Raw genomic sequence first — 20,391 nt, 5'->3', positions numbered from 1 at the left:
GGCGCGACCGAGGCCGGGCGCCACATCATCCTCGACGGCGCAGACCGAGAGGGCGGCGCCGCTGGTCTCAGCCCCCCTCCGGCCTGATCCCGGCCTCGCGGATGATCCGGCGGAAGCGCGCCCGCTCCGCCTCGATATAGGCCCGCGTGGCCGCGCCGTCGCGGAAGCGCGGCGGCAGTCCCAGGCGCTCCAGCGCGGCCGGCAACTCGCCGCCCTGCAGCGCCGCTGCCATGGCGGATTCGAGAAGCCGGCGATTCGCCTCGGGCATGGAGGCGGGCACCATCAGCGCCATCCAGGACAGCGCCTCGTAGCCCGGCAGCCCCGCCGCCTCGGCCACCGTCGGCAGGTCGGGGCGCATCGCGATACGCGAGGCCCCGGTCACGGCGATCAGCCGGACCTGCCCGGCCTCTTCCGCCGGGCGCATGGTGGCGTAGGGGTCCATGACCAGGTCCACCCGGCCGGCCGCCACATCGGGCATCGCCAGGGCGATGCCCCGATACGGGACGTGGTGGATGTCGAGCCCGAGCGGCCGGCGAAGCTGCTCGAAGGCGAGCTGGTGGAGCGAGCCGATGCCGTTGGAGGCGAAGGTCAGCCTGCCCGGATGGGCGCGGGCATGGGCGACGAGGTCCGGCAGCGTGGCGACCGGCAGCCGCGCGGAGACGCCGAGGAAGAACGGGCCTTCGACGAGCAGCCCGACAGGCGTGAAGTCGCGCAGCGAGTCGTAGCCGAGGTCGGGGAAGAACTCGTTGTTGAGGGCGAGGCTGCCGGTGTTGCCGAAGAGCAGCGTATGGTTGTCGCCGGCGCGCAGCACGGCCTCCATGGCAGGGCCGCCGTTGGCGCCGGTCCGGTTCTCGACATGCACGGACTGGCCGAGCGCATCGGCGAGGCTGCGCGCCAGCAGCCGCGCCGAGAGGTCGATCCCGCCGCCGGCGGCGAAGCCGACGACGATGCGCAGCGGCATGCGCGGCCAGGGCGCCTGTGCCCAGGCCGGACGCGCGGCGAGGGCGAGGCCGGTGCCGACGACGCGCCGTCGCCGCAGGTAATGCAGCGCGGCGCGGGGACGGGGGCGGTGGCGCGGCAAGGCGAGGGGAACAGGCATGGCTCATGCTCCTTCAGGGGAAGGGACGATGCGCTCCACGCCTGTTGGTTATGTGCCTTGAGGAGCGGCGCGAGAGTGCGGGAAGCCGGCGGGCCTGTCCAGCGCCGCGTGCGCTGCGCGCGGCCTGCCCGCGTCCCTCAATCCCCCAGCAGCGCGTCGAACAGCACCTTCATGTTCAGCACCACGATCACCGCCGCGATCGTCCAGCCCAGCACCACCTGCCAGCGCGGCGCGACCAGCGCGCCGAGCCTCGCCTTGTCGGAGGCGAACATCATCAGCGGGATCACCGCGAAGGGCAGCTGCATGGACAGCACCACCTGGCTCAGGATCAGCAGCTGCGCCGTGCCGGATTCGCCTTGGATCCAGGTCACGATCACTGCGGGGATGATCGCGATCAGCCGCGTCACCAGGCGCCGCATCACGGGCGGCAGGCGGAAGCGCAGGAAGCCCTCCATCACCACCTGGCCGGACAGCGTCGCAGTGACAGTCGCGTTCAGGCCACAGAGCAGCAGCGCGATCGCGAAGAGGGTCGCCGCCAACGTCCCGCCGAGCAACGGGGACATCAGCTGGTAGGCCTCCTGGATCTCGGCCACCTCCGTGTTGCCGCTGGCGTGGAAGGTCGCGGCCGCGGTGATCAGGATCGCGGAGTTGATCAGCAGCGCGAGCGACAGCGCGATGGTGCTGTCGAGGCTGGCGAAGCGGATCGCCTCCTTCTTCGCCGCGACGTCCTCGCCCACGGCGCGGGACTGCACGACCGCGGTGTGGAGGTAGAGGTTGTGCGGCATGACCGTCGCGCCGAGGATGCCCATCGCGATGTAGAGCTGCTGCTGGTTCGTCACGATGCTGGCGGAGGGGATGTAGCCGCGCAGCACCTCGCCCCAGACCGGGTCGGAATAGGCGATCTGGACGGCGAAGCAGCCGAAGATCAGCACGATGAAGCCGAAGACCAGCGCCTCGAGCCAGCGCACCCCCTTGTTCTGCAGCCAGAGGATCAGGAAGGCGTCGAAGGCGGTCAGCAGCACGCCGAAGATCAGCGGGATGCCGAACAGCAGCTGCAGCGCGATCGCGGTGCCGATGAGCTCCGCCAGGTCGGTCGCGCAGATCGCGGCCTCGGCGAAGAGCCAGAGGGGATAGGCGACGGGTTTCGGGAACCGCTCGCGGCAGAGCTGGGCGAGGTCGCGGCCGGTGGCGATGCCGACGCGCGTGCAGAGCGCCTGCAGCAGGATCGCCATCAGCGACGACGTCAGCGCGACGGCGAGCAGCGTATAGCCGAAGGCCGAACCGCCGGCGAGCGCGGTGGCCCAGTTGCCGGGGTCCATGTAGCCGACCGCGACCAGGTAGCCCGGCCCCATGAAGGCGAAGAGCTTGCGCAGGAAGCCCGCCGCGTTGGGCACCGCCACGCTGCGGTGGACCTCGGGCAGGCTCGGCGTGTCATCGCGCATGGCAACGGCTTCCGATGGTGGCGGCATCCAGACCCTCCGGGAGGAAGCTTGATGGAAGGCGATTCTGAAAAACTTAGTGTAGGCTAAGAAGCAATATGCTGGCTATGGAGGATTTCAAGCCCGGGAAGGACGATTCGGGATGCGACCCCCCAGCGGCAAGCCGGCGGGAGGCGGGGCGAAGCCGGGCGCGACGCGGCTGCTGCCGCCGGCCGACGAGCACGCCGCCCGCTTCGCCCGGCAGCGCGAGGCCGACCGCACCGCGACGGCGGAGGACTACGTCGAGCTGATCGCCGACCTCCTGCGGGAGGAGGGGGAGGCGCGGGCGGTGGACGTCGCGCGGCGCATGGGCGTGTCGCAGGCGACGGTGACGGCCACGATCGGCCGGCTGCAGCGCGACGGGCTGGTGGAGACCAAGCCCTATCGCGGCCTGTTCCTGACCGGGACGGGCAGTGCGATGGCGGCCGCGGCGAAGGCGCGGCACGAGCTGGTGGTGCGCTTCCTGATCGCCGTCGGGCTCGATCCCGAGACCGCGGAGAAGGACGCGGAGGGGCTGGAGCACCACGTCAGCGACAAGGCCCTGGCGGCGTTCGGGAGGTGGCTGGAGAGGGAGGGGTAGGGCGCGGCGCCCGCCCAAAAGCTTCCCTCACCCGCTCAAGAGCTTCCCTCCCCCGCTTGCGGCGAAGGGATCGCGAAGCGAAGAAGCGAATCGCCGAACCTTGGGACGCCGTCCTACTCCCCCTTTTCCAGATGCCCCTCCCACGCCGCACGCAGCGCCAGCTTGTTCAGCTTGCCCGTCGAGGTGTGCGGCAGTTCCTCCACCACGACCACGGCATCCGGCAGCCACCATTTCGGGACCTGGTCGCCATAGACCGCCAGCACGGCATCGGGCGTCACCGTCTTGCCCTGCTTCGGCGTCACCAGCAGCAGCGGGCGCTCCATCCATTTCGGATGCTTCGCCGCGATCACCGCGGCCTCGGCGACATCCGGGTGCGAGACCGCGATGTTCTCGAGCGCGATGGAGCTGATCCACTCGCCGCCGGACTTGATGACGTCCTTGCTGCGGTCCACCAACTCGGCATAGCCGTTGGCGTCGATCGTCGCGACGTCGCCGGTGCGGAACCAACCCTCGGCGTCCGCGGCACCTTCGTCGCCGCGGTTGAAGTAGCGGCTCGCGACCCAGTGGCCCTTGGCCAGGAAATCGCCGAAGGCGACGCCGTCCCAGGGCAGCTCCTTCCCCTCGCCGTCCACGATCTTCACGTCGGCGCCGAACACCGCGCGGCCCTGACGCAGGCGGAGCTTCACCTGCTCCTCGCCCTGCAGCCCCGCCGTCGCCGGCAAGGCGCCCTGGTAGGTCACGATCGGGCTCGTCTCGGTCATGCCCCAGGCATGCTGCATCTCGACGCCGAGCTCGGCGAAGCCCTCGATCAGCAGCCGCGGCACCGCCGAGCCGCCCGAGGCGATGCGGCGGAGTGTGCTCGGGCGGAGGCCCTGGGACTTCAGCTCCTGCAGCACGGCGAGCCAGATCGTGGGCACGCCGGTGGCGAAGGTGACGCGCTCCTCCTCCATCAGCTTCACCAGGCTCGGGCAATCGAGGTGCCGGCCCGGCATCACCAGCCCCGCGCCCACCATCGGCGCCGAATAGGGCAGGCCCCAGCCCGTGACGTGGAACATCGAGGAGCCCGGCAGCGCCCGGTCCACCGCGCGCAGGCAGAAGACGTCGGCGAAGTTCGACGCCATCGCATGCAGCACCGCGGATCGGTGGGCATAGAGCACGCCCTTCGGCCGCCCCGTCGTGCCGGAGGTGTAGCAGAGCGCGCTCGCGGTGTTCTCGTCGAAGACCGGCCAGGCGGCGATCGGCGCGGCGCCTTCCACCAGGTCCTCATAGGCATGCGTCTCGAGGCCCGGGATCGCGGCCGGCATCTCGCTGCCCTTGCACAGCAGCACGGCGTGCTTCAGCCCGGCGAGGCGCGGGGCGAGCTGCTGCAGCAGGGGCACGAAGCTGAGATCGGCAAAGACCACCTCATTGCCGGCATCGGTCATGATGTAGGCGATGTCGTCGAGCGAGAGCCGCGGATTGACGGTGTGGCAGACCGCGCCGAGGCCGGAGATGCCGTAGTAGAGCTCGAGATGCCGGTGCGTGTTCCAGGCCAGCGTCGCGACGCGATCGCCGGCCTTCACGCCAAGCGAGGAGGAGAGCGCCGTCAGCAGCTGGCGGGAGCGGCGCTCGACTGTCGCGTAGTCCGTGCGGTGCCGGCTGCCGTCGAGCTCGACGGAGACGACCTCGGCGCGCGGATGGTGCCGCGCGGCATGGGCGATGATGGACGAGAGCAGCAGCGGATGGCGCTGCATCAGGCCTTGCATGGATGACCTCCCTTGGCCGGACGACGCGCCGGCGTTGGGCGGGATCAGACCATGACGGGCGGTGTTGTGGAAGCAAGCTTCAGTTGAGAAGCGCCCGCGCGGCCTCCGCATAGCCGATGCGCCTCTCCGGCGGCACGGGGTGCCTTCCCGCGGCGCGTTCCAGCAGCAGGCGCGCGTCGTCGTGAAGACCCGCCTTCATCGCGGCGTCAAGGAAGAGCTGCTCCAGCACGTCCTGCTGCGCGTGGCTGCCGCCGAGGCGGTACATTCCGCCCAGCGCCGGCCGCATCGCCGCGACCGCCTCGGCGTGCCGCCCCTCGGCATGCGCCAGCACCGCGACGCAGGCGGGCAGCGCGGCCTCGCGCAGGATCACGGCATGCGGCGTGTTGCCGCGGCCCGCCTCCTCGAGCGCGGCGACCAGGCGGCGCGCGGCGGCGCCCCTCCCGGTCGCGGCCAGCGCCATCATCCAGTGCGGCTGGGTGAAGGCCGACAGCGTGTCGCCGATCCGCGCCTCGGCCTTGTCGGCGATCTCCGTCCAGCGGTCGCCGACCGCGACCCCCTGGCGCTGCAGCCGCCACAGCATGGACGCCGCGTTCTGCACATCGATGTAAAGGTCGGGGATCGCCTGCGTCACCGGGCTGCCATGGTCGCGGAAGCGGCGGTCATAGAGGCCGAGCACCGCGTCGAACTCGCCGCGCTCCACATGGAACATCGCCTGGTGCCACCAGAGATGGTGCATGAGGTTGTTGCCGCCTTCCCAATGCGGCTCGCCGGCCGAAAGCCAGGCCAGGCCCTCGGTCCGGCGTCCCTGCATCTCGAGCACATGGGCCACGCCATGCGTCGCCCAGAGGTCGCCGGGATCGAGCGCGACGGCGGCGCGTCCCGCATGTTCCGCGACGACGTAGCTGCCGCATTCCTCGTTGGCGAAGCAGCGGCAGGCGAGGATCGCGCCCCAGCCCGGCAGCTCCTCCGACCAGCGCGGCAGCACGCCTTCGACGACGCTCAGCATGCGTTCGGGCTGGCCGGTCCAGAACGCCTTGAAGTGGTGGATGCGGAAGGCCAGCAGGTCGCGCGGATGCTCGGCCAGGATGTGCTCCCAGATCGCGAGCGCGGCGTCCACGCGGCCTTCGGTCAGCGCGCGCAGCGCGGCGATGTGCGCGCGCTCGCGGTCGTTGGCCGGCAGCGCGGCGGCGCGGGCCAGCGCGGCCTCGGCGCGCGCCATCATGCCGCGGTCGAAGGCGAGCGCGGCAAACAGCCCGCCCATGGCCTGCAGCAGCGGCGCCTGCGGGTCGAGTGCGAGCGCGGCCTTCAGCCTGGCCCCGGCGTCGAAGCGCTGCCGGACGAAGCCCTCGACGACGTGGTCATAGGCGCGCGCCGCCTCGTCGGAGGCGATGGTGAGCGCGTTCCCTTGTGCATCCTGAGGCATGCTGGGGCTCCGGTCATTGGCCCCTCCCCTCCCTCCCTCGCAACTGCGGGGGAGGGTGAAGGGGAAGGCGCGCGGTATGGAAGGTCAGAAGGTCTCCACCCAGGGGCGGAGTTCGATCTCGTGCGACCAGGCGCTGCGGGGCTGGTTCATGGCGGCGAAGGCGGCCTCCGCGATGGCGTCGGGATCGAGAAGCGCGTCGCGCCCGTCATCGGGCCGCCTGGACGACCGGATGCCGCCATCCACGACGATGTGGACGACATGCACGCCTTGCGGATGCAGCTCCCGCGCCAGCGCCTGGCCCAGCCCGCGCAGCGCGAACTTGCCCATCGCGAAGGGCGAGGATTTCGGAAAGCCCTTCACGCCGGCGGAGGCGCCGGTCAGCAGGATCGTCCCCCTGCCCCGCGGCACCATCCGCCTCGCCGCCTGCTGCGCGACGAGGAAGGCGCCGAAGGCGCAGACCTCGAGCGTGCGGCGGACGTCTTCGGGATCGAGCTCCGTCACCGGCCCGCGCACGCGGAAGGACGCGTTGTAGAGCACGATGTCGGCCGCCTCGCCCTGCGGCGTGGCGAAGAGCGCGGCGACCTGGTCGGGATCGGCGCCGTCGCATTCGTGCAGCGTCGCCTTGGTCTCCGCGGCCAGCGCGGCGAGCTTGGCCGTGTTCCGCGCGGCGAGCGCGACGTCATGGCCCTCCCGCGCGAGGCGGCGCGCCATGGAGGCGCTGAAGCCCTCGCCGGCGCCGACGATCAGTGCCTGCATGCGCGTCCCTCCGGCTTGCAGGCCGAGCATGGTCGAGTCCCGGCGGGGGCTGCAAGCTTCCCTGGTCTTCGCCGCCGACCCGGCCGGCGTTACGCGCCGCGCGGGCCGAGCAGGATGACGGCGGCGCCGGCGAGGCACGGCACTGCGCCAAGCGCGTGCCAGCGGTCGGGCCGCGCGATATGCTGGCCTGCTTCGCGACCCCCTCACCAGGGGGAGAGGGAAGGAATGGGGCAGTCAGCGCCTATTCGATCTCCTCGATCAGCGCGCAGAGCGTCGCGCAGCGCGGCGTCAGGTCCTGCCAGAGGATGTGCTCGTGCGGGGCATGCGCGCCGGCGCCGGTGCAGCCGAGGCCGTCCAGGGTCGGCACGCCGATCGCCGCGGTGAAATTGCCGTCGGAGCCGCCGCCGCGGTGCTGCGCCGGCAGTTCGTAGCCGTGCCGCTTCGCCAGCACCTTCGCATGCTCGTACAGCGCGCGGATCGCCGGCGTCTCGGCGAAGGGCGGGCGGTTCATGCCGCCCGTGACAGTCACCGCGATCCCGTCGCGTTCATAGGCCAGGCCGAGGATCGCGGCCTCCATCCGCTCGCCGAGCTCGATCGTCGGCACGCGCAGATCCACCTCGCACCTCGCCTCCGGCGGGATCACGTTGGGACGCGTGCCGCCCTGGATCGGCGCGACATTCGTCGTGATCCCCGCGGCGAGGTCGGTCATGGCGTGTATCTTCAGGATGATCTCCGCCAGCGCCACGACGGCGCTGCGGCCCTCGCTCCAGTTGCCGCCGGCATGGGCGGACACGCCGCGCACCGCGATGTCGAAGCGGCCGACGCCCTTGCGCGCGGTGACGCAGGCGCCGCCCTGCCCGGCGGGCTCGGGGATCAGCACGGCCCGCGCGCCGCGGGCGGCGGCCTCGATCGGCGCGCGGCTGGTCGGGCTGCCGACCTCCTCGTCGGGCGTCAGCAGCAGCACGATCGGGCGCCTGGTCGCGATCTTCTGGCGCAGGATCTCGCGGACCGAATGGAAGGCCATGAAGCTGCCGGACTTCATGTCGTAGATCCCCGGGCCGGAGGCCTTCGCGCCGTCCACGCGATACGGCATGGAAGAGGCCAGCGTGCCGTGGTCCCAAACGGTGTCGAGATGGCCGGCGACGACCACCGGCGCGCCCTCTCCGGGCGCGCGGCAGACCAGCGTGTCGCCATAGCCGTCGCGGCCCGGGATGCGCTCGATCGCGCCGCCCACCGACGCGAGTTCCGCCTGGCAGCGGTCCATCAGGCGGTTCACGGCGACGGCATCGGTCGTCGGCGTCTCCTGCTCCACCCAGCCCCTGAGTTCCGCCAGCAGGCGGTCGGAGGAGCCGATCTCGGTCAGGGGCATGGGAGGCATCCGCGTAACATGAGGCGGAGGCTTCTGGCCCTGACCCGCGGGGCTGTAAAGCCGGCTCCCTTGCCGGTGCGGCCCGGCCCGCGCTATCGCATCTGCTGCACCGCAGCGGAACGGCTATCCCATGGATGAAGGCTGCTTCTTCGAGGATCTCCGGCTCGGCCAGAAGGCGAGCTTCGGCAAGACCGTGACCGAGGCCGACGTCGTGCTCTTCGCCGCCGTGACCGGCGACACCAACCCGATGCACCTGAACGAGGAATACGCCCGCGAGAGCTTCTTCGGGGAACGCATCGCGCATGGCATGCTCGCCGCCGGCCTGATCACCAAGGTGATGGGCACGCAGCTGCCCGGGCCGGGAACGATCTACCTCTCGCAGTCGTTGCGCTTCCGCAAGCCGGTCAAGATCGGCGACACCGTCACCGCGACGGTCGAGATCACGGCGCTGAACGAGGAGAAGGCGCGGGTGACGCTGCGGACGGTCTGCTCGGTCAAGGGCGAGCCGGTGCTGGAAGGCGAGGCGCTGGTCGCCGTCCCCTCCCGCGCCGCCATCGCGGATCGCAGGGCGACGAAGGAAGCCGCGGAGTGACGCTCAGGCGGGTCTGCGTCTTCTGCGGCTCGGCGGTCGGCAACCGCCCGGCCTATGCGGAGCTCGCCCGCGCCTTCGGGCGGGAGGTCGCCTCTCGCGGCATCGGGCTCGTCTATGGCGGCGGCGCGGTCGGGCTGATGGGCATCGCGGCCGACGCCGCGCTGCAGGCCGGCGGCGAGGTGATCGGCGTCATCCCCTATGGCCTGCTCAAGCGCGAGGTCGGGCATGGCGGCGGCGTCGAGATGCACGTCGTGGATACCATGCACGAACGCAAGGCGAAGATGGCGGAACTGTCCGACGGCTTCGTCGTGCTGCCCGGCGGCTACGGCACGCTCGAGGAAGCGGTGGAGGCGCTGACCTGGGGGCAGCTCGGCATCCAGCGGAAGGGCGTGGTGTTCCTCGACGCCGAGGGCTTCTGGGGTCCCTTCCTCTCGGCGCTCGATCACATGGCGGGCGAGGGCTTCATCCGGCCGCCGCACCGCCCGATGGCGATGCACGCGACGAGCCCGGCCGGGGCGCTGGATGCGCTGGCGGGCTGGGAGCCGCCGGCGGGGACGCAGGTGTGGCTGCGTCCGGAACAGATGTGAGGAGTTCGGCGCCAACCCCCACCCCGACCCTCGCCCGCAAGCGGGAGAGGGAGAAGGGCGCGCGCCCGTGATGCCCGCGATCGTCGAGGACTGGCGCGCTGTTCCCGATGCGCTGCGCGGGGCGACGGTGGCGCTCGGCAATTTCGACGGCGTGCATCTCGGCCATGCCGCGGTGGCGCGCGCCGCGCATGGCGCCCGGCCCGACCTGCCGCTCGCCGCGCTCACCTTCGAACCCCATCCGCGCGAGCATTTCCGGCCCGAGGACCCTCCCTTCCGCCTGACGCTGCTGCCGGCCAAGGCCGAGGCGCTCGGCGCGCTGGGTGTGGTCACCGTCTTCGCCGCGCGCTTCGACGCGGCCTTCGCCGCGATGTCGGCCGAGGCCTTCGTGGAGGAGGTGCTGCATCGCGGCCTCGGCGCGCGGCACCTCGCCTGCGGGCACGACTTCGCCTTCGGCCATCGCCGCGGCGGCGACCTGGCCTTCCTGGCGCGGGAGGCCGAGAAGCGCGGCATCGGCCTGAGCATCGTGCCCGCCGTCGGCGACGAGGGCGGACCGATCTCATCCACCCGCATCCGCCGCCTGCTGCAGGACGGCTACCCCGAGCGCGCGGCGCTCGAGCTCGGCCGCGACTGGGAGTTGCGCGGCGAGGTCTTCCGCGGCGACCGGCTGGGCAGGGAGCTCGGCTGGCCGACGGCGAACATCCTGCTCGGACGCCAGCTGGAACCCGCGCGCGGCGTCTATGCCGTGACGGTGCGGCTGGCCGACGGCGCCGTGGTGAAGGGCGTCGCCAATGTCGGGCGGCGCCCGACGCTCGGCGGCGATCCCGTGACGCGGCTCGAGGCGCATCTCTTCGACTGGTCGGGCGACCTCTACGGCCAGGAGATCGGCGTGCGGCTGCACGGCTTCATCCGCGCGGATGCGAGGTTCGACGGGCTCGAGGCGCTGAAGGCCGCGATCGCGTCAGACGCCACGGCGGCGCGGCGCATGCTGGAGGCATGGAGCGGCTGACGCGTCAGCCGGCCGCGCGGTCCGGCGAGGGCGCGCGGGCTTCCTCCCGCCGCGCCTGGCGGCCGGGCAGCATCCGCCACAGCACGTCGTCGCGCAGCACGAGGTGATGGTACAGCGCGGCCAGGGCGTGGCCTGTCGCGGCGATGACGATCGCCCAGCCCAGCCATTCGTGCAGCTCGTTCACCTGGTGATGCGTCGCCTTGGAGAAGGGCGCGAAGGGCGGCGGGATGAGGAGGCCGAAGAAGCTCATGGCCTCTGCCCCCGACCAGCGCAGCACGAAGCCGAGCACGGCCTCCGCGGCCAGCATCGCATAGAGCATCCAGTGCACCGCCTTCGACGCGATGCCGACCCAGCCCGACAGCGCGGCCGGTCGCTGGTGGCCGGGCATGAGCCGCCAGGCGATGCGCGCCACCACCGCCAGAGCGAGCAGGATGCCGAAGGACATGTGCGCGACGATCATCAGGTGTCGCGTGGGCCGCGCGGCGAAGTCCCAGGTCTGCGAGAGCGCGAACAGCAGGATCACGAGCAGCACCGTCGCCCAGTGCAGCGCGATGGCGACATCGTCGTAGCGCGTCCGATCGTCCCCGGCGGCGATTCGCGTGGCGGCGACGGTCTGCGGCGTGGGGCGGGGGGGCGACGGGGGCATGGCCCCGCCAACGCGGGAGCCAGGCGGGCGGGATCGCGGTGGTGCAGCATTCGTGAAGCCGCGTCGGGCCGGGCACCGGGTCCTCGGCCAAGGGTTGCGCCTCGCGAAGAAACCGCGGCGGCGCGCGGTCGCTTCCTGGCTCAGGGCCGGCGCCGGACGGCGCCGCCATCGAGGACTGGGGGAAAGCCATGCGTCTGCGCGTGACGCACGCCCTGCGGGCGGCGATGCTTGCGGTCTGCCTGTTGCCGGCCGTGCCGGCCGCGGCGCAGCAGCCGCGCCAGGTCGAGGGCCTGCTCGCCCGGCAGCCGGATGGGCGCTACGCGCCGGTCAGCTTCGACCCGGGCAACGCGCCCTTCGGGCTGCGCGAGAACAACTGGGCCGGGCTGAAGGGGCCGAACAACAGACCGGGGCGACGCAACTCGGCTTCGCGCGCTTCGAGGATCCCGCCCAGTCGGTCCGCGCCTTCATCGAGATCCTGCGCGGCTACCAGGAGCACGGCGCCCGCTCCGCCATCGACATGCTCGGCCGCTACTCGCCGCCCGGCGACTGCTCGGGCGCGCCGTCGGTCCCGGCGCGCGACCGGCGCGAGGGCGGCGGCTGCCCGGAGAACGAGGCGACGCCGCCCGTCAGCGCCGTGCGCGCGGCGCGCGCGGCGGGGCTGCAGCCGACCGACAGCCTCGACCTGTTCGGCGCCGACGGGCGGATCACGCATCCCGACAGGCTGCGCGCACTGCTCGACGCCGTCGTGACGCAGGAGATCGGCCCGCCCCATTGCCCGCAGCCGCCGCGCAACGAGAGCTGGATCGGCTGCCACGTGGACGACGCCGTCTTCGCCCGCGCCGTTCGCCTGCTGGAGGACGGCCAGGGCCGGGGCGGCTGACGGTCAGGCCCCGCGCCGCAGCCGCGCGAGCCCCAGCGCGAAGACCGCCATCAGCAGCACCGTCGTCGCCAGGAGCCCGACCGCGAACCACATCGGCGCCTCCGGCCCATGATGGTCCTTCAGCCAGCCCGCCACGGGCGGCAGCGCCGTGCAGCCGAGGTAGAAGAGGAAGTAGTAGAGCCCGAGCCCGTTCGCGCGGGAGGCGGGCCGCAGTGCCTGCACCGGCTGCGTAGAGAGGTAAGGCGTCGCAAAGGCCGAGAGCACGCCGATCGCGACCATGAGCGGCGCGGCCGCGGCCGCGCCGCTCAGCGGCACCGCCGCGGCGGCCAGCGCCGAGGCCGCCAGCGCCCCGCCCGACAGCCAGGCCGGCTTCGCCATTCGCGCCGACAGCAACCCGCCCAGCGGGATGCAGAGCGCGAAGACCCAGGAGAGCAGGCTCGCCGCGCGCGCGGCCTCGGCCCCGCCGACGGCGTCGCGCTCGGCCAGCAGAACGGGGCCGAAGGTCACGAGCACGAGGTAGGCGCCGTTGTAGATGGTCCAGCCCAGCCCCGCGACCAGGACCAGCCAGGCCTCGCGCCCGGTCATCCTCTCGCGCGCGGCCGAGGTCGCGACGGCGCCGGGCGGGGCGCGGTAGAAGGCCGCGAAGGCGAGGCCGACGAGGGCGACGAAGCCCGCCCCGGCCAGCAGCGCGCCGCGCCAGGACGCCTCGGCCATTGGCGCGAGGGCGAATTGCGTGCCCGCGATGCCGATCGGCCAGCCCACGATGAAGCAGGCCATGCCGAGGAAGAGCCAGCGCCCGGTGAACCAGTCCGCCACCATCTTCATCAGCAGCGCCATCAGCAGCGCCGCGCCCGCGCCGGTCAGCAGCCGTCCCGCGCCGAACAGCCACTCGCCGGCGGAGGCAGCGGACACCGCGACGCCGGCGGCGAGCATCAGCAGTCCCGCGGCCACCATGCGCCCCTCGCCGAAGCGGCGCGCCAGCGGGCCGGCGCCGAGCACGAGGAAGAGGCCCGGGATCCAGAACAGCCCGACCAGCCCGCCGGCGGCGGCGTAGTCGATGCCCCAGTCCTGCACGAGGAAGGGCGCGGCCAGGCCCGCGGTCTGGAACGCGACGCCGAGCGCGATCCGCGCCGCGACCAGCAGCACGAGGATCAGCGCCGCGCCGGCGGGTGGCGCGGCGGTCAGTGCAGCCCCAGCGCGGCAAAAAGCCGCGTCGCCGGCGGCCAGGCCCGCACGACCTCGGTGCGGAAATGCACCGCCGCCCAGGCCGCGGCGACGAGCAGGGCCACGGACAGCACCCAGGCCGCGAGAAGGCGGGGATCGCGCTTCGGCGCCTCGGGCAGCGGGGCGATCGGGCTGTGCTGCGTGGGGCCGCGGGTCGGGGGCGGTCGGTCAGGCTCCTCGGCCGGCGGGGGCTCGGCGGTGGGTTCGGAAGGCGGCGCGGGCGCGGCCGGCGGGGGTAGCGGCTCGGGCTCCGGCGGCGGCGGTGGCGGTTCCGGCGCCGCGCTCGACGGCGGTGCGCCGGGCAGCGCGGCCTCGAACCGGTGGCCGCAGCGTGCGCATTTCAGCAGCCGCGGCCCGGTCGCGAGGGCCTGGTCAGGGACCTCGTAGGCGGCGGCGCAGTTCGGGCAGGCGATCCGCATGCCTCCGGAACATGGCCGGCGTCGCGATGCCAGTCCACCCCGCCGCGAAACGGTGAAGACCCTCTCGACGCCGCGATCGGCACCGGGCAGACATCGCCCATGGTCCGTTTCGAAGCGGTCGGCCTGCGCTACCAGGGGGGCGGGCCCCATCGCGGGGAATGGGGGCCGGAGGCGCTCGCCGACGTGACCTTCACGCTGCCCCGCGGGTCCTTCACCTGGCTCCTGGGCCCCTCGGGCGCCGGCAAGTCCTCCGTGCTGCGGCTGATGCATCTCGCGCTGCGCCCGACGCGCGGCGAGGTCGAGGTGCTCGGCACCCGCACCGCCAAGGCGCCGCGCACCGCGCTGCCGGCGCTGCGCCGGCGGATCGGCGTGGTGTTCCAGGATTTCCGGCTGCTGCCCTATCTCTCGGCCTTCGACAACGTGGCGCTGCCGCTGCGCTTGGCGGGACGGCCGGAGGCGCAGATCAAGGCCGACGTGACGGAGATCCTGCGCTGGGTGGGCCTGGAGGCGAAGGCGCCGTCGTCGCCGCTCGAGCTGTCGGGCGGGGAGCAGCAGCGCATGGCCATCGCGCGCGCCGTGGTGCACCGGCCGGAGCTGCTGGTGGCGGACGAGCCGACGGGCAACCTGGACAGCCGGCAGGCGCGGCGGCTGCTGGCGCTTCTGGGAGAGATGAACCGGCTGGGCACGACGGTGGTCGTCGCGACGCATGACGAGGAGCTGGTCGCGCGCTACCCCGCGCCGGCGCTCTGGCTGCATCACGGGCGGCTGCACGACCCCGACAATGCACGCGGCGCCTATGCGGCGGAGGACGAGCTTGGGTAGGAGGGGCTTCGGGTTCGTCTCCCCCGCCCTTTTCGAACCCTCTCCCCCCTCCGGGGGGAGAGGGTATGGACAGCGCAGGGGAAGGGCGCGCTGGTCTTCCATGGCTAGGCGCCGCTATTCCCGCGATCCGCTGGGGCTGCGGCCTGCGCTGTCGGGCCTGCTGCTGCCCGGCCTCGTCGCGGCGATGGCGCTGCTCGCGGCCCTCGCCGTCGCGGGCGCGCAGGGCGCGGCGGCGCTGGCCGAGCGCTGGCAGCGCGGGGCGGCGGCCGCGGTGACCGTGCAGATCCCCGATCCCGCGCCGGCAAGGATCGAGCGGGCGCTGGCCGCACTCCGCGCGCTGCCCGAGGTTGCCGGGGCGGAGGCGATGGATGAGCGGCGGCTCGGCGAGCTGCTGCGGCCCTGGCTGGGCGGCACGGCGGCGCTGCCGCTGCCCGCGGTGATCGAGATCCGGCTGCGCGATTCCCGCGCCGATCCCGTGCTGGTCGGCGACAAGCTCGCCGCCACCGTGCCCGGCGCGGTGGTGGAGGCGCATGGGCTCTGGGTGCAGCGCCTGGCCGCACTCGCGCGCAGCCTGCAGACGCTGTCCTGGGTCGTGCTGGCGCTGGTCGCCGGCGTCGCCGCCGCGGTCGTCGCGGTGGCGACGCGCGCGGGGCTCGCGGCACGCCGCGACGCGGTGGAGGTGCTGCACGGCCTCGGCGCGCGCGATGCCGAGATCGCGGCGCGCTTCGCGCGGCGGCTCGGGCTGATGGCGGCGGCCGGCGCGCTGGTCGGCACGGCGGCGGCGGTGCCGGCGCTCGGCGTGCTGGCGGACCTCGCCGCGCCCTGGATGGGGCTGCAGGGCAGCGGCTGGGACGCCCTGCCCTGGCCCGCGCTCGCCGCCGTGCCGCCGCTGGCCTACCTCGTGGGCTGGGCGACGGCGCAGGCGACGGTGCGGCGCTGGCTGCGCCGCCTGCCGTGAGACGCCTGCGCCGATGGGCCGTCGCGGCGCTGGTCCTGCCGGCGCTGATGCTGGCGGGGCTGCCGCTGTGGATGGCGGAGATCGAGACCGCGCCGGCCGAACCGGCGCGCCCGACCGATGCGATCGTCGTGCTCACCGGCGGCGCCGATCGCGTCGGGACGGCGCTGTCGCTGCTGGATGCGGGGCTCGCGCCGCGGCTGCTGGTCTCCGGCGTGGCGGCGGGGCTGACGGCGGCGGAGCTCGCCCGCGCGCACGGCCGCGACGCCGCGGCGCTGGACCGGCGCGTCACGCTCGGCCACGCGGCGGCCACCACCGTCGGCAACGCCGCGGAGACCGCGGCCTGGGCGCGGGCGCAGGGATTGCCGCCGACGGCGTCGCTCCGCGTGGTGACGGCGGCCTACCATATGCCGCGCGCGCTGGTGGAACTCGGGCGTGCCATGCCGCAGGCGCGGCTGGTGGCGCATCCCGTGACGCCGGCGGTGCAGCGAGACCTCTCCTGGGCGCGGACGCTCAGGCTGCAGGGCGGGGAATACGTGAAATGGCTGCTGGCGAGGCTCGGCCTGACCGTGCTGGTGCCGGCGAGGGAAGCGGTGAGGTAGACCTTGGCGCGATGACCCTGCTGCGTTCGATCCTGTTCAACGCCTGCTTCTACCTGCTGACGGCGGGGATGGGCCTGCTCGGGCTGCCGCTGATGCTGGCGCCGCGACGCCATGCGGTGGCGCTGGTGCGGGCCTGGGGGCGGAGCGTCGTCTTCCTGCTGGGCGCGATCTGCGGCGTGCGGTTGGAGCTGCGCGGGCTCGCGAACATCCCCGCCGGCGGCGTGGTGCTGGCGTCGAAGCACCAATCGGCCTTCGACACCATCGTCTGGCTCGCCCACCTGCCCGACCCCGCCTATGTCCTGAAGAAGGAGCTGCTGGCCATCCCGCTCTATGGCTGGTTCTGCCGGAAGGTCGGGATGATCCCGGTGGACCGGTCGGGCGGCGGCGCGGCGCTGCGCGCGATGCTGCGCGCGGCCCAGGCCGCGCTGGAGGCCGGCCGCCAGGTCGTGATCTTCCCCGAGGGCACGCGCAGCGCGCCGGGCGAGCGCCTGCCCTACCAGCCCGGCGTGGTGGCGATCGCGGGGTCGGGCGCGCCGGTGGTGCCGGTAGCGACCGACAGCGGGCGCGTCTGGGGACGCAAGGCCTTCGTCAAGAAGCCCGGGACGATCCGGGTCTCGGTGCTGCCGCCGCTGCCGCCGGGGCTGCCGCGGGCGAAGCTGCTGGCGGCGCTGGAGGCGGCGATCGAGACGGAAAGCACGACGCTGCTGGGGGAAACCCCGTGATGCCTGTGGACAACCCTGTGGGTCGCGGATTTCGTTGCTTGATGAGCCGTCCCGGGCAAGCCGCTGGGAATCATCGGGATTTTGCGACGCAGCATGGGATCCCCGGTGTTTTCCACAGGGCCGCCTGGGCCTAAGTCACTGATTTGTCACGCTTCGCGCATCCAGGACCGAATCGGTTTCCAAGGGCTTGGCGCAGCCCGGCGCCGGCGCGGGGTGGCCCGCCGCGCCCGGCGGAAGGCTGTGGATCGCCGGCAGCAGGGCGGCGATGCGCGCCAGGCCGGCGTCGCGGACGCCGAGCTCGGCCAGGTGGTCCAGCGTGTTGAGGAGGTAGTCGCGGTTCGAGCCCATCTCGCCGACGCCCCGCGCGATGACCTCGGCGCAGCGTTCGGGGGGCAGGCGGGGGGCGTAGTGGCGGCTGCCGCGGTTCACGACATAGGCCACCGCCGGGACGGTGATGGCCCCGCGCGCCTCCGGCGCGGCGACACCGGGCCCGTCGAGCAGCCGCACCGGCACGAGGCGGCGGTGATAGACGATCTCCGCGCCGTCCGGCAGTTCGCGGTCGTCGAGGTAGTGCAGCACCTCCCGCGCGTGGTGCCCGGGCACGCGGAAGGCGACGCCATGGCAGGCGCCGCCGCGATCGAGCGCCAGCACCAGGCCCGGCCTTTCGGGCGTCCCGCGGTAGCGGTGGGACCAGAGGCAGAAGCTGCGGTGCCAGCCCCGCAGCAGCGCGCGCTGCCGCCCGGCATGGGCGAAGCCCGGCCGCCAGATCAGCGAGCCATAGGCGAAGACCCACATGTCGCCGCTTGCGTCGAGCGGCGGGTCCCCGGGCTGGGCCAGGCGATGCGTCGGGAAGGGGGCGGGCTGGTCCACGGGCGTTCCCCGTGTAGGGTGGCGGCCGATGGATAGGAAGGCCCCGCGGCTCGGCCGCGCGCTGCTGGTCGGGACACTGGGGCTGCTCGTGCTGCTCGGCGCCGGGCACGCACTGCTGTGGCATGCCGCGGCCGGCCAGCTGGAAGCGGGCTGGCAGGATTGGGTGCGGCTGCGCCGCGGCCAGGGCTGGCGGGTCGAGCACGCGCCGCCCGTCACCGGCGGCTGGCCCCTGGCGGTGACGCTGGGCGTGGACCGGCTGCGGCTGGATGGCGGCGCGGCGACGCTGCCGGGCGGCATCGCGCTCTCGGCGGAGAAGGTGGTGCTGCGGGTGCGGCTGCCCTGGCTCGACCGGCTGCTGATCGAGCTGCCGGGCCAGCAGCGCCTGCGCCTGGGCGATACCGAATTCCCCTTCGTGGCCGACACGCTGTCCGCCGTGGTGCCGCTGGATGCCGGGACGCTGCCCAGCACGGCGGAGATCGCGGCGGAGCGGCTGCGCCTCGGCACGCCGGCGGGCGGGGTGGAGGTGCGCAGCCTCAGGCTCGGCGCCAAGGGCAGCGCCTCCGCGACCGAGGAAGAGCCGGTGCTGTCGCTGGCGCTGACGGCCAATGGCGTGCAGCTGCCCGCGGCGCCGCCGGGCCGCGCGGGCCAGGTCTTCGGCCGGCGGATGGAGCAGGTCGCGGCCGACCTGTCGCTCAGCGGGCCGATGCCGCCGGCGCGCGATCCCGTGCAGCGCGCGGCGGCCTGGCGGGACGGTGGCGGCACGCTGGAGGTGCGCTCGCTCAGCCTGCAATGGGGCCCGATGTCTGCCACTGCGGCGGCGACGATGGCGCTGGACGAGAGGCTGCAGCCCATGGGGGCGGGGACGCTGCGCCTGAGCGGCGCCCAGGCCGCGCTGGACGCGCTGGCGGAGGCCGGGCTGGTGGCCGGCCGGCCCGTGCAGATGGCCCGCGCGGTGCTGCCGCTGCTGTCGCGCCCGACCGCGGATGGCGGGTCGGAGATCGAGGTGCCGCTGACGCTCGACGACCGGATGCTGCTGCTGGCGCGGATCCCCGTGCTGCGCCTGCCGCCGCTGGAGTGGCCGCGCTGATCATTCCCGGAAGCCCGGGGCGGCCCTGCGCGGTCAGGCCACGAGGTAGCGCCGCGTCAGGTGCGCGGCGAAATCCGCGGGGTCGAGTGGCTTGCCCGTCGCCGCCACCAGCAGGTCCTGGAAGCCGAGCCGCGCGCCATGGCCGTGCACATTGACGTTCAGCCAGCGCATCATCGCCGACAGGTCGCCCCTGGCGAGCCGCGCGTCGAGGTCGGGGATCGCCGCCCGGATCGCCGCCATCAGCTGCGCCGCCGCCATCGCGCCCAGCGTGTAGGACGGGAAGTAGCCGAAGGCGCCGTCATGCCAGTGGATGTCCTGCAGGCACCCCTGCGCGTCGTCGGGCGGCGTGATGCCGAGCAGGCCGCGCATCGCCTCGTTCCAGGCGGCCGGCAGGTCGGCGATCCGCAGCTCGCCCGCGATCATCGCGCGTTCCAGCCGGAAGCGCAGGATGACATGGGCGGGATAGGTGATCTCGTCGGCGTCCACCCGGATGAAGCCGCGCGCGACGCGCCGCCAGAGCCGCGAGAGGTTCTCGCCGCAGGCGATGCGGGTCGAGAGGCCGAAGCTCTGGCGCAGCCGCGCTGCGAGAAAGCCCAGGAACGCATCCGAGCGGCAGGCCTGCATCTCCACGATCAGGGACTGCGATTCATGCGCGGCCATGCCGGCCGCCTCGCCCACGGGCTGGCGCGCGAAGCCCGCGGGCAGGTGGCGTTCGTACATCGCATGCCCGGTCTCGTGCAGCACGCCGAGCAGCGCCTTGGAGGGGTTGCCTTCGTCGTAGAAGGTGGTGATGCGCACGTCGGACGGGTTGCCGCCGCAGAAGGGGTGCAGCGATTCATCGAGCCGCGCATGGCTGAACTGGAGCCCCACCACCTCCGCCATCTCGCGGCAGAGCGCGCGCTGGATGTCGGCGGGGAAGCTGCCGGCGAGCGGCAGCGGCGCGGGCTTCGCGGCCTGGATCGCCTCCGCGCGCGGCAGGGCATCGGCCATCCAGGCCTCGTAGGCCGCGAAGACCGGCTCCAGATCGGCGGCCGTCACGCCGGGCTGGTAGCCGTCCATCAGGGCGTCATAGGGGTCCATGGACAGCGCCGAGCCCAGCGCCTGCGCGGTCTCCCGCTGCAGGGCCACGACTTCCGTCAGGAGCTTCTCGACCTTGGCGAAGTCGGCATCCGCCTTGGCCTCCCGCCAGACCTTCTCGCAGGCGGAGTTGGCGCGGGAGACCGCCTCCACCAGCGCGACCGGCAGGGCGGTCGCGCGGGCATGGGCGCGCCGCATGAGGCGGAGATTGGCGATGTCCCATTCGTCGGAGACCGCGGCGGCGTCGAGGTCGTCGCCGACCTCGCGTGCCGTCAGCAGCTCATGCGCGACGCCGGCGAGTGCGGCGAGCTGCTCGCCGCGGGCGTGCCCGCCGCCCGGCGGCATCATGGCGCTGGCGTCCCAGTGCAGGATGCCCGCGGCCTCGTTGATCGCGCCGATGCGCGCGAAGCGGGCCTTCAGCCTCTCATACGCCGTGGTCATTGCTTGCCCTC

General features: G+C 73.4%; 22 protein-coding genes. 10 read left to right on the top strand and 12 right to left on the bottom strand.

Features of this window, described 5'->3' with window-relative positions:
• Positions 1–67: 67 nt before the first annotated feature.
• Both ACLF3M_RS08770 and ACLF3M_RS08765 read right to left on the bottom strand, forming a co-directional pair.
• Positions 68–1,099: a Bug family tripartite tricarboxylate transporter substrate binding protein gene (locus ACLF3M_RS08770; protein WP_430656523.1), complete on the bottom strand. Its 1,032-nt coding sequence runs from the start codon at positions 1,097–1,099 to the stop codon at positions 68–70.
• Between the two features lie 137 nt (positions 1,100–1,236).
• Positions 1,237–2,541, bottom strand: a complete 1,305-nt coding sequence (locus tag ACLF3M_RS08765) for an Nramp family divalent metal transporter (protein WP_430656522.1) — start codon at positions 2,539–2,541, stop codon at positions 1,237–1,239.
• A gap of 139 nt (positions 2,542–2,680) precedes the next feature.
• Here ACLF3M_RS08765 and mntR point away from each other — a divergent pair, with 139 nt between their 5' ends.
• A complete protein-coding gene (gene mntR / locus ACLF3M_RS08760; RefSeq protein WP_430656521.1) occupies positions 2,681–3,157 on the top strand; it encodes a manganese-binding transcriptional regulator MntR in 477 nt (158 codons plus the stop codon).
• 113 nt (positions 3,158–3,270) lie between these two features.
• Here the strand turns inward: mntR and ACLF3M_RS08755 are convergent, their stop codons facing one another.
• From ACLF3M_RS08755 to ACLF3M_RS08740, 4 genes are all read right to left on the bottom strand, one after another.
• Positions 3,271–4,902 (bottom strand): long-chain fatty acid--CoA ligase, encoded by a 1,632-nt coding sequence (locus ACLF3M_RS08755; protein WP_430656520.1) that lies wholly within the window; start codon positions 4,900–4,902, stop codon positions 3,271–3,273.
• A gap of 79 nt (positions 4,903–4,981) precedes the next feature.
• Positions 4,982–6,325, bottom strand: a complete 1,344-nt coding sequence (locus tag ACLF3M_RS08750) for a tetratricopeptide repeat protein (RefSeq protein ID WP_430656519.1) — start codon at positions 6,323–6,325, stop codon at positions 4,982–4,984.
• Between the two features lie 84 nt (positions 6,326–6,409).
• Complete coding sequence (locus ACLF3M_RS08745) at positions 6,410–7,081, bottom strand: SDR family NAD(P)-dependent oxidoreductase (protein WP_430656518.1); 672 nt, start codon at positions 7,079–7,081, stop codon at positions 6,410–6,412.
• Positions 7,082–7,322: 241 nt separating this feature from the next.
• The gene (locus ACLF3M_RS08740; protein WP_430656517.1) at positions 7,323–8,450 is read right to left on the bottom strand and encodes a M20 family metallopeptidase; all 1,128 of its coding nucleotides are present in this window, start codon (positions 8,448–8,450) and stop codon (positions 7,323–7,325) included.
• A 130-nt stretch (positions 8,451–8,580) separates the two neighbouring features.
• Between ACLF3M_RS08740 and ACLF3M_RS08735 the strand changes: the two genes are divergently transcribed.
• The 3 genes from ACLF3M_RS08735 to ACLF3M_RS08725 all read left to right on the top strand — a co-directional run bounded on the left by ACLF3M_RS08735 (position 8,581) and on the right by ACLF3M_RS08725 (position 10,635).
• Positions 8,581–9,042, top strand: a complete 462-nt coding sequence (locus tag ACLF3M_RS08735; protein ID WP_430656516.1) for a MaoC family dehydratase — start codon at positions 8,581–8,583, stop codon at positions 9,040–9,042.
• A complete protein-coding gene (locus ACLF3M_RS08730; RefSeq protein ID WP_430656515.1) occupies positions 9,039–9,629 on the top strand; it encodes a TIGR00730 family Rossman fold protein in 591 nt (196 codons plus the stop codon). Before ACLF3M_RS08735 ends, ACLF3M_RS08730 begins: the two co-directional genes overlap by 4 nt.
• A 70-nt stretch (positions 9,630–9,699) precedes the next feature.
• Positions 9,700–10,635, top strand: a complete 936-nt coding sequence (locus ACLF3M_RS08725; protein WP_430656514.1) for a bifunctional riboflavin kinase/FAD synthetase — start codon at positions 9,700–9,702, stop codon at positions 10,633–10,635.
• A gap of 4 nt (positions 10,636–10,639) precedes the next feature.
• Here ACLF3M_RS08725 and ACLF3M_RS08720 read toward each other — a convergent pair whose 3' ends face one another.
• Positions 10,640–11,281, bottom strand: a complete 642-nt coding sequence (locus ACLF3M_RS08720; RefSeq protein ID WP_430656513.1) for a cytochrome b — start codon at positions 11,279–11,281, stop codon at positions 10,640–10,642.
• Positions 11,282–11,597: 316 nt separating this feature from the next.
• A complete protein-coding gene (locus tag ACLF3M_RS08715; RefSeq protein WP_430656512.1) occupies positions 11,598–11,777 on the bottom strand; it encodes a hypothetical protein in 180 nt (59 codons plus the stop codon).
• A 21-nt stretch (positions 11,778–11,798) separates the two neighbouring features.
• Between ACLF3M_RS08715 and ACLF3M_RS08710 the strand changes: the two genes are divergently transcribed.
• A complete protein-coding gene (locus ACLF3M_RS08710; protein ID WP_430656511.1) occupies positions 11,799–12,161 on the top strand; it encodes a hypothetical protein in 363 nt (120 codons plus the stop codon).
• Between the two features lie 3 nt (positions 12,162–12,164).
• Here ACLF3M_RS08710 and ACLF3M_RS08705 read toward each other — a convergent pair whose 3' ends face one another.
• Both ACLF3M_RS08705 and ACLF3M_RS08700 read right to left on the bottom strand, forming a co-directional pair.
• Positions 12,165–13,307: an MFS transporter gene (locus tag ACLF3M_RS08705; protein WP_430656510.1), complete on the bottom strand. Its 1,143-nt coding sequence runs from the start codon at positions 13,305–13,307 to the stop codon at positions 12,165–12,167.
• Positions 13,308–13,342: 35 nt separating this feature from the next.
• Positions 13,343–13,804, bottom strand: coding sequence for a zinc-ribbon domain-containing protein (locus ACLF3M_RS08700; RefSeq protein WP_430656509.1), 462 nt, complete (start codon positions 13,802–13,804; stop codon positions 13,343–13,345).
• A 99-nt stretch (positions 13,805–13,903) separates the two neighbouring features.
• On the opposite strand from ACLF3M_RS08700, the gene ACLF3M_RS08695 reads away from it, so the two are divergent.
• The 4 genes from ACLF3M_RS08695 to ACLF3M_RS08680 all read left to right on the top strand — a co-directional run bounded on the left by ACLF3M_RS08695 (position 13,904) and on the right by ACLF3M_RS08680 (position 16,905).
• On the top strand, positions 13,904–14,626 hold the full coding sequence (locus ACLF3M_RS08695) for a cell division ATP-binding protein FtsE (RefSeq protein WP_430656508.1): 723 nt from the start codon (positions 13,904–13,906) through the stop codon (positions 14,624–14,626).
• A 100-nt stretch (positions 14,627–14,726) separates the two neighbouring features.
• Positions 14,727–15,584, top strand: a complete 858-nt coding sequence (locus ACLF3M_RS08690) for a cell division protein FtsX (RefSeq protein WP_430656507.1) — start codon at positions 14,727–14,729, stop codon at positions 15,582–15,584.
• Positions 15,581–16,183 carry a YdcF family protein gene (locus tag ACLF3M_RS08685; protein WP_430656506.1) on the top strand — a complete coding sequence of 201 codons (603 nt, stop codon included), beginning with the start codon at positions 15,581–15,583 and terminating at the stop codon, positions 16,181–16,183. Before ACLF3M_RS08690 ends, ACLF3M_RS08685 begins: the two co-directional genes overlap by 4 nt.
• Positions 16,184–16,194: 11 nt before the next feature.
• Positions 16,195–16,905 carry a lysophospholipid acyltransferase family protein gene (locus ACLF3M_RS08680; RefSeq protein ID WP_430656505.1) on the top strand — a complete coding sequence of 237 codons (711 nt, stop codon included), beginning with the start codon at positions 16,195–16,197 and terminating at the stop codon, positions 16,903–16,905.
• Between the two features lie 135 nt (positions 16,906–17,040).
• Here the strand turns inward: ACLF3M_RS08680 and ACLF3M_RS08675 are convergent, their stop codons facing one another.
• Positions 17,041–17,775: a gamma-glutamylcyclotransferase gene (locus tag ACLF3M_RS08675; RefSeq protein ID WP_430656504.1), complete on the bottom strand. Its 735-nt coding sequence runs from the start codon at positions 17,773–17,775 to the stop codon at positions 17,041–17,043.
• A gap of 28 nt (positions 17,776–17,803) precedes the next feature.
• Here ACLF3M_RS08675 and ACLF3M_RS08670 point away from each other — a divergent pair, with 28 nt between their 5' ends.
• The gene (locus ACLF3M_RS08670; RefSeq protein WP_430656503.1) at positions 17,804–18,862 is read left to right on the top strand and encodes a DUF2125 domain-containing protein; all 1,059 of its coding nucleotides are present in this window, start codon (positions 17,804–17,806) and stop codon (positions 18,860–18,862) included.
• Between the two features lie 33 nt (positions 18,863–18,895).
• Here ACLF3M_RS08670 and ACLF3M_RS08665 read toward each other — a convergent pair whose 3' ends face one another.
• On the bottom strand, positions 18,896–20,380 hold the full coding sequence (locus ACLF3M_RS08665) for a carboxypeptidase M32 (protein ID WP_430656502.1): 1,485 nt from the start codon (positions 20,378–20,380) through the stop codon (positions 18,896–18,898).
• Positions 20,381–20,391: the final 11 nt, after the last annotated feature.

The sequence above is a fragment of the Falsiroseomonas sp. HW251 genome, from assembly GCF_050563545.1.
Lineage (GTDB): Bacteria > Pseudomonadota > Alphaproteobacteria > Acetobacterales > Acetobacteraceae > Falsiroseomonas.
This window is presented reverse-complemented; position numbering and strand designations above follow the sequence as displayed.